This window comes from Pseudomonas koreensis (assembly GCF_036668835.1).
Classification (GTDB): Bacteria; Pseudomonadota; Gammaproteobacteria; order Pseudomonadales; family Pseudomonadaceae; genus Aquipseudomonas; species Aquipseudomonas koreensis_I.
The window spans coordinates 371,107-383,725 of the sequence record NZ_JAZEVW010000002.1 but is presented as its reverse complement, the minus strand read 5'-3'; the positions used below and the strand labels follow the sequence as shown (position 1 = coordinate 383,725).

The following is a 12,619-nucleotide window of genomic DNA, read 5'->3' as shown; positions in this document are numbered from 1 at the left end:
GCGCAGCTTTTACCGGATGTCTGCGGCGAACCTTGCCGACAGAAGAAATTCGCCGAATCTCGTTCAATGAGCTGTCGACGTCGCCTGTTAGCGGCGTTTTTCCAAGGAACGGAGCCACTGATGAACACGCATGAAGTCGAGTTTTGCTACCGGATGCGCCACCCCGCCGGAGCCTGTGTATCAAAGGAACTGTTGCCAGCGGTAACCCTGGATTCCGTCGAAGGCAGGGTGCTCGATCCCGCATTGGGCAGGGTCGTTGTCCGTATCGCTCCTTATCCAGGCATGACCTGCGGCGATCGCTTGCAGCTGAGTTGGGACGGGCTGGATATTGAAGGCTTCGCTTACCAGCATGAAATGGTTCGTTATGTCACCGAGGGCCAAGTCGGCAAGGAGGTTGTTTTCGTCATCAAAGGCCTGCATGTCGCGGCACTGGATGGCGGTTCGCTGGAAATCTACTGGGCTCATATGAGTGCCGGATTGCCCGAACCCTCCTTGTCGGCGCGCCTGCAATTATCGGTCGGTGACACACGGCCACAACTGCTCGCACCGATCGTCGAGGGTGTGGTCAGTGGAACACTGGACCCTGCACGGGTGCCGGAGGGTACGCTTGTCGTGCTGCAGCCTTACGCGCGCATGGCGGCTGGCGATCGGGTGACATTGATATGGGGCACCGATGCGTTTCCAGGTGCTTTCAGGGATAACTTGAAGGTCGAAGCCTTCGCTGTGGCCGATGTGCTGTCATTCTGGATTGACGGCACGCAAATCGTCGGACATCTCGGTGAGCAGGTAGCGGTGCGTTATCGGGTCGAAGACGCTGTCGGCGCATTGCGTGAGTCCGAAGCGACGAAACTGCTGGTGATGCCCTTTGTCCGTGAGGACCTGGACGCCCCCGATGTGCTGGAGGCCCAGGATGGCGTGCTTGGGAGTGAGGATGCAATCGATGGGGTGACTGTCGTGATCGGTAATGCCCGCACACAGGAAGGGGAGCTGGTATACCTCAAATGTGACGGAGACTTTTTCAACCATCGCGACGACCGTGAGATCACGCGCGAAACGGCAGGGAAACCACTGATTTTCATCGTGCCGCACCGGTTCTGGCGTGAGCATCATGGCACCACGGTGCGTGTGGCTTACACAGTTGAACGTCTCGATGATGTCAGTCAGGAATCGGCAGAAACGCCGGTACGAGTGGAGGCGTAGCGCTGTTTGCCCACCCCTGCGGTTTCAGCGAAACCGCAGGGGTGGCACGGCTATCAGTTCGCGTGCGCAGCGAGACGCTTGGCGGCGTCGAGCAACAAGCGCTCAGTCGCACTGAAACCGAGGCAGCCATCGGTAATCGATACCCCATAGCGCAGAGATCCGCTCAGTGGCTGGCAGCCTTCGAACAGGTGTGATTCCAGCATCATGCCGATCAGGCCGCGATCACCCTGCAGGCGTTGCTCAAGCACTTCGTTGAACACGCCGGGTTGGCGCAAAGGGTCCTTGCCACTGTTGGCGTGACTGCAATCGACCATGATCCGGCTCGGGATATTCAATCGATTAAGATCGGCGTGGATTTTTGCCACGCTCTCACGATCGTGGTTCGGCCCTTTATGACCTCCGCGCAGCACCAGATGGGTGTCGGGGTTGCCTGGCGTTTGAATGATGGCCGGATGCCCCTGGCTGTCGACGCCAAAATGCCGATGCGGGTGCGCTGCCGACCGCATGGCATCAACCGCAATAGCAGCGCCGCCGTCGGTGCCGTTCTTGAAGCCGACCGGCATGCTCAAGCCGCTGGCCATCTCGCGGTGGATCTGCGACTCAGTAGTACGCGCGCCAATGGCCACCCAGCTCAGCAGATCATCGAAGTACCCGGAGGCAATCGGTTGCAGCAGTTCCGTGGCCACCGGCAAGCCGAGCCGGATCATTTCCAGCATCAACTCGCGTGACAGCGCAAGGCCACCGGCCATGTCATCGCTGCCATCCAGATGCGGGTCATAGGCCAGGCCTTTCCAGCCAACGGTGGTCCGTGGTTTTTCCACATAAGCACGCATCACCAGAAGCATTTCGTCGCTGACCTGTTCTGCCAGTCGAGCGAGTTTGCCGGCATATTCGAGTGCGGACTGCGGGTCGTGGATAGAGCAGGGGCCGACAATGACCAGCAATCGCTGATCCTGGCCGTTGAGAATGGCGCGCACGGATTGGCGCTGTGCGGCGACTTGCTGGCTCAAAGTGTTGCTGAGCGGTAATTGCAGTTTGAGTTGCAACGCGCTGGGCAGGCGCAACGTCAGCGCTTCGTTGGCAGGGTTCAACGTGGACAGTGGCAGAGCGGAAACGGACGAGTTCATATTCGGTCTTCCTGGGCTGGCGGCGGTTTCTTACCGCGCGCTCGGCCCTACTGGGGTGTTCGACAATTGGCCGGATTGGCTACGTGTGTGTGCTTGCCACCTGTAGGTGACCGATCGGAGGCGGCAGGCTGTCCCGAGCGGAAGCTGGTAAATCGCCAGGCGCTAAAGCTGTCGTAACGGTGATAAGTGGCGTAATTCATGGGTGAATCCTCAAATGTCTGGTGGTGTGGCTGAAAAATTCGTAAAGCCTGAAAAAACAAAACCCCCGGTCGGGAAGCCGACCGGGGGTTGAGAAATCTCTGGTAGGCGACCCGTTTACATGGGCGCCGTTTGGGTATCAGGCGCGCCAGTGGCTAAACCAATACCCAAAATAAAAGCTGACCGGAGCGCAAACACCATTTACCCACGCAGCCGCAACCGAGCGCTGGGCGCTGACGGTATCAAGCTGTGAAAGGGTATTGAGCATGGTCTGTCTCCGTTGAATGGACCGAGCTTACTCGACGCTGACCGGCGACAGCAATCAGAAATTGCTATTGCCTGTTCAACCTGATGCCTATTGTCGAAGTGCTTGAGATCGTAACACTTGGTACTTTGCTTGTTGACCGAGGATGGACAGTGTCGTCATTGTGCTGGTTGTGGTACTGACCAATGTGAAAAAAATGGCAAGAGCCCTGGTTTGGTGTTTCTGAAGAAGGCAGGTTGATGACCTTTGAGTTGCGTCACGCCACCCCCGAGGACATGACATTCGCCCGTGAGCTGACCTGCCAGAACATGCTGCGTTACTACATCGAGTTCGAACTGCCATGGCAGGACCATGCGTTCGATGTCGCGTGGTCGGAGCGGCAGAACTGGCTGATAGTACGCGATGACGTGTCTGTCGGTTATGTCAGTCTGAGCCGGGACATGCGCGCGCTTTATATCCGTGAATTACAGGTCGCTGAAGCGTTTCATCGGCGAGGCGCCGGTTCCTGGGCGATCGATCAGGTTATTGATATGGCGCGCCGAGAGCGTCGTCCGGCTATACGCCTGACGGTCTTCGAGAATAATCCGGCAAGAAACCTTTACGAAAGAAAAGGTCTGCAGGTCCGGGGCAAGGACGAGTGTTTTCTGCGAATGCAGCTCGATATCAGCACACCTGTGCTCTGAAACCCGCAGCCGGCAAGCCCTCAATGATGTATTGAAACTCTTTTAATGCTGCTTTCCGCTAGGTCTGTGGGGCACTTTTTGCTAAGGTGTCCCGCATCCCAACATGACCATATCGCGAGGTGTCTGCTTGATTAGGGTGCTAGTGGTCGACGACCATGATCTCGTTCGTACGGGCATTACCCGCATGCTGGCCGATATCGACGGCTTGCAGGTGGTCGGCCAGGCCGAGTCCGGGGAAGAGTCCCTGATCAAGGCTCGAGAGTTGAAACCCGATGTGGTTCTCATGGACGTCAAGATGCCCGGCATCGGTGGCCTGGAAGCCACGCGCAAGCTCCTGCGCAGTCATCCGGATATAAAAGTCGTCGCTGTGACGGTATGTGAAGAGGATCCTTTCCCGACACGCTTGCTCCAGGCCGGCGCTGCGGGATATCTGACCAAGGGCGCCGGATTACCGGAAATGGTTCAGGCCATTCGCCTGGTGTTCGCCGGTCAGCGCTACATCAGTCCGCAAATCGCTCAACAACTGGCAATCAAATCCTTCCAGCCGTCCAACGATTCGCCCTTCGATGCGCTGTCGGAGCGGGAAATCCAGATCGCGTTGATGATTGTCGGCTGTCAGAAGGTGCAGATCATTTCCGATAAGCTGTGCCTGTCGCCGAAAACCGTGAATACCTACCGCTACCGTATTTTCGAAAAGCTTTCGATCAGCAGCGACGTCGAGTTGACGCTGTTGGCGGTTCGTCACGGCATGGTCGATGCCAGCCTCTGATCATGACTGAAACATTCGACTCCAGTGCTTTTCTATCGACCGTCAGCGGACGTCCAGGCGTCTATCGCATGTTCGACAGTGATGCGCGACTGTTATACGTCGGTAAAGCCAAGAACCTGAAGAAGCGCCTGGCCAGCTACTTTCGCAAAACCGGGCTGGCGCCTAAAACTGCGGCGTTGGTCGGACGCATTGCGCAGGTCGAGACAACCATCACGGCGAATGAGACCGAAGCGTTATTGCTTGAGCAAACGCTGATCAAGGAGTGGCGTCCGCCCTACAACATCCTGCTGCGCGACGACAAATCCTACCCTTACGTATTTCTCTCCGATGGCCAATTTCCGCGCCTGAGCATTCACCGCGGAGCGAAAAAAGCCAAGGGCAAGTACTTCGGCCCCTATCCGAGCGCCGGTGCCATTCGCGAAAGCCTGAGCCTTCTGCAAAAAACCTTTTTCGTTCGTCAGTGTGAAGACAGCTACTACAAGAACCGTGCGCGTCCATGCCTGCAATATCAGATCAAACGTTGCAAGGCGCCTTGTGTTGGCCTGGTCGAGCCAGAGGTTTATGCCGAGGACGTGCGTCACTCGGTGATGTTTCTTGAAGGGCGTAGTCATGCGTTGACCAACGAGTTGTCCACGGCGATGGAAGAAGCAGCGATCAATCTGGAGTTCGAGCGAGCCGCCGAATTGCGCGATCAGATCGCACTGTTGCGACGGGTCCAGGATCAACAAAGCATGGAGGGTGGCACGGGAGATATTGATGTCATCGCAGCGTTCGTCAACCCCGGCGGCGCCTGCGTGCATCTGATCAGTGTTCGCGGCGGGCGCGTGCTGGGCAGCAAGAATTTTTTCCCACAAGTGGGCATCGAAGAAGACGTGTCGGAAGTCATGGCCGCGTTTCTGGGCCAATACTTCATCAGCAGTCCCGAGCGCGATTTGCCGAGTGAACTGATCGTCAATGTGGTGCACGAAGACTTTCCGGCGCTGATCGAGGCCATTCATGAATTGCGTGGGCGCGAGTTGGCGATCAGTCATCGGGTCCGTGGTACACGTGCGCGCTGGCAGCAATTAGCTGTCACCAATGCCGAGCAGGCATTGGGTGCTCGTCTGGCCAACCGTCAACACACGGCGGCGCGCTTCGAGGCCTTGGCTGAGGTGCTGAATCTGGATGAGCCGCCACAGCGTCTGGAATGCTACGACATCAGTCATTCCAGTGGTGAAGCAACGGTGGCTTCCTGCGTGGTGTTCGGCCCCGAAGGCGCTATCAAGTCCGACTACCGGCGCTACAACATCGAAGGCGTCACGGCCGGTGACGATTACGCCGCCATGCACCAGGCACTGACGCGGCGCTTCAGTAGACTCAAGGAAGGCGAGGGCAAGTTGCCGGACATTCTGCTGGTGGATGGCGGCAAGGGCCAGCTATCGATGGCTCGCGACGTGCTCAATGAACTGGCCGTGCCGGATCTGATCCTGCTCGGTGTTGCCAAGGGCGCAACCCGCAAGGCCGGCTTCGAAACGTTGTATCTGAATGATGCGGCGCACGAGTTCACGTTGCGCGGCGATTCGCCGGCCTTGCATCTTATTCAGCAGATTCGCGACGAGGCACACCGTTTCGCGATCACCGGGCACCGCGCGCGCCGTGGCAAAACCCGCCGTACCTCTACGCTTGAAGGCGTTGCCGGCGTCGGTCCAACCCGCCGTCGCGACTTGTTGAAACATTTTGGTGGATTGCAGGAGTTGTCTCGTGCAAGCATCGAAGAGATCGCCAAAGCCCCGGGGATCAGTAAAAAGCTCGCAGAGTCGATTTATGCGAACCTGCATAGCGAGTAGAATGCCCTTTCACCTCGTAGCCAGTTGTGCCGATGAATATCCCTAATCTGATTACCGTTTTACGCGTCCTGCTCATACCTATCTTCATTTTGCTGTTCTATCTGCCTTACCAGTGGAGTTACATGGCCTCTGCCTCGGTGTTTGCCTTTGCGGCAGCGACCGACTGGCTGGACGGTTATCTGGCCCGTCGTCTGGAGCAGAGCACGCCGTTCGGCGCGTTTCTCGATCCGGTTGCCGACAAGCTCATGGTTGCCGTAGCGCTGGTGCTGCTGGTCCAGGAACACGGCAATCTCTGGCTTACGTTGCCGGCGGCAGTCATCATTGGTCGCGAAATCGTCGTTTCGGCATTGCGTGAATGGATGGCCGAACTCGGCGCCCGTGCACATGTCGCAGTGTCCAACCTGGGCAAGTGGAAAACCGCCGCACAGATGCTTGCTCTGGTGATCCTGTTGGCCAATCCCAAGGACTTCAGCTTCTGGGTCATCTTGGGTTACGCCTTGCTGATGGTCTCCGCCGGCCTGACGTTATGGTCGATGGTTCAGTACCTCCGTGCCGCCTGGCCCCATCTGAAGACGGATGTGGAAAAGAAATAAAACTTTTTTGAATCAAGGGGTTGACGGACCTTCTTAATTCTATAGAATGCGCATCACCAAGCGGGAATAGCTCAGTTGGTAGAGCACGACCTTGCCAAGGTCGGGGTCGCGAGTTCGAGTCTCGTTTCCCGCTCCAAGTTTTACGTATTTGTTGTTGTGCTACTGACAGCAAATGCTTTGAGGCCGAGTAGCAAAATGGTTATGCAGTGGATTGCAAATCCACCTACGCCGGTTCGATTCCGACCTCGGCCTCCACTATTGAAAGCCCCGTAGATCAATGATCTACGGGGTTTTTTTGTTGCTCGAGCAAAATGAGGTGTTCCGCAATCTTTGGCAGTAGTTCCGCAACTGCAGCCGCTGGCTGTGGTGGCGCAACGCTACTTTGCTATGACATATTGTGTCCGGCTGTCCACTGGGAAAGGAATGAAGGATGAAGATTTTTGTGAGTTGGTCGGGCGGCAGGAGCATGGCCGTTGCTGAGATGTTGAGCGAGTGGATCAAGTGCGTGTTGCAGGCATCAGAGCCTTGGATCTCAACGCAGCACATCGACAAGGGGGCCGTCTGGTTCTCAGAGATATCAGATCAGCTCCGAGATACTGCGGCTGGTATCGTCTGCCTGACTCAGGAGAACAAGAATAAGCCATGGATACTTTTTGAAACTGGTGCTCTTGCGAAGGGGTTAAGCGCGAGCAGGGTTTGCACATTTTTAGTGGATTTGACGCCGACAGATATCGAGGACCCTTTAGCGCAGTTCAATCACACCACGCCAGACAGAGCCTCCGTTTTAAGGCTTGTAAAAACATTGAATTCTTGCCTTGAAAATGGGCGGCTGGACGAGCGGATCTTGAATCAGGTCTTTGACACGTATTGGCCTAAATTCGAATCGGACTTCAATGCGGCTTTGGCGAGCACGGAACAACAAACGCCAGCACCGGCAAGGTCAGAAGACAGTATCCTCGCAGAGATCTTAGCGAACACTAGGGCGCTGTCTGGTCGTGTGCGTGAGCTTGAACATCGAGTAGCGAATGGGCCTGAACCTGGGGCTGAGCCTCGAAACATCGTAAGTAGAGGTATCATAGGTGGGCTGCTTGGCACTGTTGGTTCAAGTATTGTGCATGCGCAACCTATTGTGGGGAGTAGTATCAAATATGCTGACAGTACGGGAGGGTATTTTGTACACCACCCTGGCAGAACTGAGGATCCAAGTGGTGAAGATCCTCAGAGTGCTTAATTTCTACCGCCATCCTTGTTATGGATGGCGGCACTTAACTAACTTGAGGTTCGACGTTATTTGGTCGGCTTCACTATCTCTCCTACACGTCGATAAACTTTCTTTGTCATCTCCTCTGTTGAGTGGCCGAGCAGGCGACTTGCGTCGGTGATGTCTTCTATTTCGCTACCGGCCTTTGGCCGAATGTCCCTAAACTGGAATTTCCTGATCGTCACCGACAGCTCGCTGTCGCCGTCGGCTGCGGCCTTTATCGCAGCCTTTTCCCTGGCTTCGTCCCAGCGGTTGCGCAACATGTTATAGCTCATACGGAGCCCAGTTTGGTTGGTGATTAAGATTGATGTCCTGGTGCCCGCCTGTGCCCGCCGATCAAGCAGTCCGTTGATGAAGGCGCAAAGGTCTGTCTCGTTATCGCCGTTGTAAAGACGAATTCTTAAGCGTTTTTCAGTCTTGCCTTGGCCGACCATCAGAAAACCATGGTTGAGATCGGTGGTGGATGCCTTTAGCACATCGGCCGGTCGTTGTCCGGTCAGATATGCCAAGTCCATGGCGTCCCGTAGGTCTTGTCCGGCTTGCTCGTACACGGCATTCCAGATGATATTGCCGGCGTAGAAGTCCCGAGGAGTCTCCTTGTTCCTGCGAAGGCCGAAGCACGGGTTGGCCTTGTCAGTCAGGCCCCATTCGCGGGCGAAGGTGAACATTGTCGAAAGAAGGGCGATTTCGCGGTTTGCGCGGACCTTCGCTGTGCGCGCGTCTCGGTACTGAGCTATCACCTGCGGAGAGATCGCCTCGATCGGAGCCGACTCGAATGCGTTCCGCAATTGCTTGAGACCTTTCAGGTAATCGCTTTGAGTGCCTGGCTTGAGTGTCGGGATCACCTTCGACTCATAATCGTCGAACAACCGGCCCATTAAGTGGGCCGGTTTGGGTATCGCTTTGCGATCTAATCGTGCCCATTCGATCTTGGCTTCGTCTAGATCCCCTCCCAACGGGATTTCGACGCGATTACCCTCACTATCTCTGCCGTTGTAGTAGTAGCCCACCCAGATTTGGCCGTTTTTCCTTTTCCGGGCACGGCGGATCATCCTTGGTGGCAAATCTCGGTTTGCTGGTTTCTTCTGGCGCATTGTTAGTTCACGCGGGATAGATCAAGGGACCAGGTCTCGGCGACAGCGTTGTTGGCTGACGGCTTTACCCCGGCAAGTTTCAAACGGGCGTAAACACGACCCACGACTGGACGTTGTGCGCCCGTGAGGACGTATTCCCACTCGTTGCGGGTTAACCACTGGCGCTGGAAACACGGCGTCTTGTATCCAGTGATGGTTGCCAGTTCATCTTCCGAAAGCGTTTCGCTTGCCAACTGAGGCTGGTTTTCTCGATTCATGCTTGTTCCAAAGAGAAAGTGTCTCGTGGCTTGTTATGTTTTTCAGAGAGCAAATCTGGTCCTTCCAAGACGAAACTGGCTGTCTGCCTCGAGGGCCGCAAACTGTCAGGGTTACTGCAGGTCTGGACTACAGCCGTAGCGCTGCCTATCTCGGCACTCGTTCCTTCGCACATGCGCAGTCTGTACCCAGCAATACGTGCAGCGACAAAAGAAATCTCGTCGCAGGCTGTGAAAATGTTCGTGGAGGCCTCTATACCGCTTCCGCTTGGTTTTGGTGCTTGCATGGTGTTTCTCCATTACGCATCCCGGCACTACAACTCCGAGTGATCCTTTAATTGCAGCGCGTCAAGCCTGCTTAAAAATCCAGCAGCGCACGGTAGAGCTCCGTCTTGGCGCTCCGTTGATTACGGCTTGGGAAGCTCGAACCGCGCTGTACACCGCCTTGTTGGTTTCCAGCCACTTACGGCTACGACTGTTCACTAGCAGCCCACGCAACGTTTTGAGGTCGGCGAGGTTCTGCCGGTGGAGGCTGGCCAACTCCGCAAATTCGTTGAGGTTGATCGCGATAAGTTTGGGGTCAGTACTGTGATTGACCTGCGGGCCTTCGCCGATACTTTCCAGGTATTCGAAAACCTCCCAAAACTCAGCAACCAGCGGGTGGTCAGCGCTGATCGCGGCTTGTCGCTCCAGCGCCATGCTCACCAGCGCTTGTTGTGTTGTGGCTACCTCGTTGTCATCGAGCGGGCACACCAAGCGCAGGCAATCCACCAGAGCCATCAACTGGCTGTGGTTTTTGATAATCCGTTCAACGCGAATATCTTTGAGTTCGCGTAAATGCCGCTCGTGAAGCAGCACTCGCTCGGCGAACTGAGTCATCACCTGCGTCTCAGCGCGTACGGCCAGTAGCAAGAAATGGCTCAAATGCTCAACCGGAATCAGATTCAAATTGTCAGCGGCCGCGCGACTCTCAGTCGTGACTTCCGGCCGTGCAAAATGCGATTTGATGATCCGCGTGAGGATGGCTTCGGAAGCGCTGACATCGGCGTTCTGACTGATTGCAATCGCACCACGAAACGGTGGCTCGTAAGTCTCGTTACCACTGGTTTTCATGCCTTTGGTGCCAAGCGTGCCGCCGCCGTAATAGTCCTTCAGCTCGTCCCAGTCGAAACCTTTGGCGTGGGCTTTGTCCGGTTCATTCCGATCGCCCTCGATCAGCACCACCGGCATATTGGAAACTTGCCCCATCGCCCGCTGGCGTCCGGCCCGGGTCGATTTCGAAGGATCAAACCCCTCATGCTCGCGGCCGAGCAGCTTCCACAAAAAAGTCAGCAATGTGGTCTTGCCGGCGCCGGCTTCGCCAGTGACCTCAAGAAACGGAAACGACTTGTACTTCGCTCGGATCTGCTCGGCGAAGAGCGAGCCAAACCAGAAGGCGAGGGCGACAATTCCCTTGGCACCAAAGCACAACCACAACATCGGCAACCAGTCAGTGCGGTACTGCTTCCCGTCGCGCTGAATGTGCATGGTGATCGACTTCTGCAGTGTCTTGAGTCGCAGTTTGCCGAATTCGAAAAAGTCTTCCTTGTTCACCAGGCTGACGATGCCGCCTCGTACTGCGAGATCGCCGAACACGTAACAACTGTGCTGCTTGCTATAGCCGACGAAGTCGATCGTTTCAACAGTCTTCAAACCGAACAATTGGTCCTTCATGATCTTGTCGAGCTGCTTGCTACTGCCGGTAAACACCGCGCCGGCAGCCATCCCCAGCAAGCGTTTTTTGAACTCGCTAGCAGCAGCGACCTGGCCACCGGTGAAGGTGTTTTTCACGCTGCCACTGTCGTGGGGGAAGTCGACGCGAAAGTAATACCAGGATTCATCGGTGACTTCGTTACGTTGAAAATACAAGGCCTGTGGGTAGCAGTTGGCAATCTCGACAACACCACCACATTGCCGCAGGGCTTTTTGCCGTCGCTGGCCTTCGCTGAGTAGCTGGTCTTCGTGAAGGTCGGAAGCTTCCAGCGCATGCATCGCCCGGCTGAAACTCTCGAGATCCATCCTGAACCAGTACAAACGACTGTCGAAACCAAAGTGAAATTCATGGCGCTCGCGCCAGTCGTACATCAGCACGCCTTTTTCTGAGGCGCTTTCCGCGATCAGCAAAGAGCCATAATAGCGGGCGGTGGCCACGTCTTTTTTAATCCGCTCGGCGCGCTGATTTTCATCATCGATGAAAGCCCAGCGTTGATGCAGATCGTTCCAGTCGACCTTGCGGCTGTCTGTTTGGGGGATCTGCGCTGCATAGCATTCGTAACCTAGGGCTCGAGCCTGGCGCACCCAGCGCTTGGTGTACTTGTGCGCACCCGGTTCGTTGTCCAATGCCCAAACCAGTTTGGGCAACTTCCCGCCGCGCTGGCGAGCCAGCATCTTCAATGAGTCCTCAGGGAAAAGGTTGGACGACATCGCGGACACTGCCGCGATGCCGTTATGCACCAGAGCGATCGCGTCAAAAATGCCCTCCACAATCCACAATTCTGCGACGTCTAGCAGTCCAATGCAGGGAGGACACCACCAGCAACCACGCGGGCTTTCGCCGGCTTTGAAGCGCGCCTTCATCTTGCCGAACCGTTGCGGCCGGTCGATCAGGCGTTCCCAGTAACCTCCCTTATCGAGCGCGAAGCGAACAGTCGCGCTGCCAGCGCTCAACGCTTCAGAGAAATACGTTTCCTGAGAGAACCAGCCTTGAATAAGTTCAAAGCGAAAGCCCCGAGCAAATTCAAGATAAGCCCGAGCCGTCGCCAAGGGGAATTGCTCAGAGGACGGCGCGCGCTTGCTCCAGTCGCCGAACAAATCTTCGTAGATATCTTTAAGGTGCCACTGCTGCGCGCATTTGCTTTCTCGTCCGCAGATGAGCAACCAAGGCTCGGCATACCGCGTGTAGAGCTCTTCCTTTCCACACGCTGGGCATTTGCCGCCTCGCAGATAATCGGTGCTCAAGCGACGCTTGAGTCCATAGTCATCTGCGAGGCGCTGCAATACATCGGCGTGTAAAGTGCTGGGAAAGGCGCTCACCAAGAACGCCTTCTCCAGATTTCTTCCGAGAGTGCAGTGATCAACTGCTGTTTAACTCGCAAGGACGGAAGGGCAGCCAGCATTGCGTTAAGCCTGTGTTCGATGGGAATGACACTAAATAGCTCTTCATCCCAGTGCTTTTCATGAAGTGCGGCATACAGATCGCGAATGTCATCCAGAAGCTTGCACGCTTCGATACGGCTCAGTGTCAGGTTGATGCAGATTGAGTCTTCCATGAAATCCTCGATTTTTAGGCAAAGCGTTCCCAACCCTGTGG

General features: G+C 55.9%; 12 protein-coding genes and 2 tRNA genes. 8 read left to right on the top strand and 6 right to left on the bottom strand.

The genetic code is table 11. From position 1 onward, the window contains the following. Window positions 1-120: 120 nt before the first annotated feature. Window positions 121-1,200 carry a hypothetical protein gene (locus V6F91_RS06850; protein WP_332763157.1) on the top strand — a complete coding sequence of 360 codons (1,080 nt, stop codon included), beginning with the start codon at window positions 121-123 and terminating at the stop codon, window positions 1,198-1,200. A gap of 53 nt (window positions 1,201-1,253) precedes the next feature. Here V6F91_RS06850 and V6F91_RS06845 read toward each other — a convergent pair whose 3' ends face one another. Both V6F91_RS06845 and V6F91_RS06840 read right to left on the bottom strand, forming a co-directional pair. Next, on the bottom strand, window positions 1,254-2,327 hold the full coding sequence (locus V6F91_RS06845) for a 3-deoxy-7-phosphoheptulonate synthase (protein ID WP_332763156.1): 1,074 nt from the start codon (window positions 2,325-2,327) through the stop codon (window positions 1,254-1,256). 337 nt (window positions 2,328-2,664) lie between these two features. Next, window positions 2,665-2,793, bottom strand: coding sequence for a hypothetical protein (locus V6F91_RS06840; RefSeq protein WP_332763155.1), 129 nt, complete (start codon window positions 2,791-2,793; stop codon window positions 2,665-2,667). A gap of 236 nt (window positions 2,794-3,029) precedes the next feature. Between V6F91_RS06840 and V6F91_RS06835 the strand changes: the two genes are divergently transcribed. The 7 genes from V6F91_RS06835 (at window position 3,030) to V6F91_RS06805 (ending at window position 7,892) form a co-directional block, all read left to right on the top strand. Then, window positions 3,030-3,473, top strand: a complete 444-nt coding sequence (locus V6F91_RS06835; protein WP_332763154.1) for a GNAT family N-acetyltransferase — start codon at window positions 3,030-3,032, stop codon at window positions 3,471-3,473. A gap of 127 nt (window positions 3,474-3,600) precedes the next feature. After that, on the top strand, window positions 3,601-4,242 hold the full coding sequence (gacA, locus tag V6F91_RS06830) for a response regulator transcription factor GacA (RefSeq protein WP_016984198.1): 642 nt from the start codon (window positions 3,601-3,603) through the stop codon (window positions 4,240-4,242). Between the two features lie 2 nt (window positions 4,243-4,244). After that, window positions 4,245-6,068, top strand: coding sequence for an excinuclease ABC subunit UvrC (uvrC, locus tag V6F91_RS06825; protein ID WP_090283252.1), 1,824 nt, complete (start codon window positions 4,245-4,247; stop codon window positions 6,066-6,068). A 32-nt stretch (window positions 6,069-6,100) separates the two neighbouring features. Beyond that, the gene (pgsA, locus tag V6F91_RS06820; RefSeq protein ID WP_007950102.1) at window positions 6,101-6,661 is read left to right on the top strand and encodes a CDP-diacylglycerol--glycerol-3-phosphate 3-phosphatidyltransferase; all 561 of its coding nucleotides are present in this window, start codon (window positions 6,101-6,103) and stop codon (window positions 6,659-6,661) included. A 60-nt stretch (window positions 6,662-6,721) separates the two neighbouring features. Next, window positions 6,722-6,797, top strand: a tRNA-Gly gene (locus tag V6F91_RS06815). Window positions 6,798-6,842: 45 nt separating this feature from the next. Then, window positions 6,843-6,916 (top strand) — tRNA-Cys (locus V6F91_RS06810). Between the two features lie 175 nt (window positions 6,917-7,091). Beyond that, window positions 7,092-7,892: a hypothetical protein gene (locus V6F91_RS06805; protein ID WP_332763153.1), complete on the top strand. Its 801-nt coding sequence runs from the start codon at window positions 7,092-7,094 to the stop codon at window positions 7,890-7,892. A gap of 56 nt (window positions 7,893-7,948) precedes the next feature. On the opposite strand, the gene V6F91_RS06800 is transcribed toward V6F91_RS06805, so the two are convergent. The 4 genes from V6F91_RS06800 to V6F91_RS06785 form a co-directional block, all read right to left on the bottom strand. Next, entirely contained in the window at window positions 7,949-9,016 is a 1,068-nt protein-coding gene (locus tag V6F91_RS06800; RefSeq protein WP_332763152.1) for a tyrosine-type recombinase/integrase, read from the bottom strand. A 2-nt stretch (window positions 9,017-9,018) separates the two neighbouring features. Then, a complete protein-coding gene (locus V6F91_RS06795; RefSeq protein WP_122699225.1) occupies window positions 9,019-9,273 on the bottom strand; it encodes a DUF4224 domain-containing protein in 255 nt (84 codons plus the stop codon). Between the two features lie 345 nt (window positions 9,274-9,618). Further along, window positions 9,619-12,342: a bifunctional DNA primase/helicase gene (locus tag V6F91_RS06790; protein WP_332763151.1), complete on the bottom strand. Its 2,724-nt coding sequence runs from the start codon at window positions 12,340-12,342 to the stop codon at window positions 9,619-9,621. Continuing rightward, window positions 12,339-12,578 (bottom strand): hypothetical protein, encoded by a 240-nt coding sequence (locus tag V6F91_RS06785; protein ID WP_332763150.1) that lies wholly within the window; start codon window positions 12,576-12,578, stop codon window positions 12,339-12,341. Before V6F91_RS06785 ends, V6F91_RS06790 begins: the two co-directional genes overlap by 4 nt. Between the last annotated feature and the right edge of the window lie 41 nt (window positions 12,579-12,619).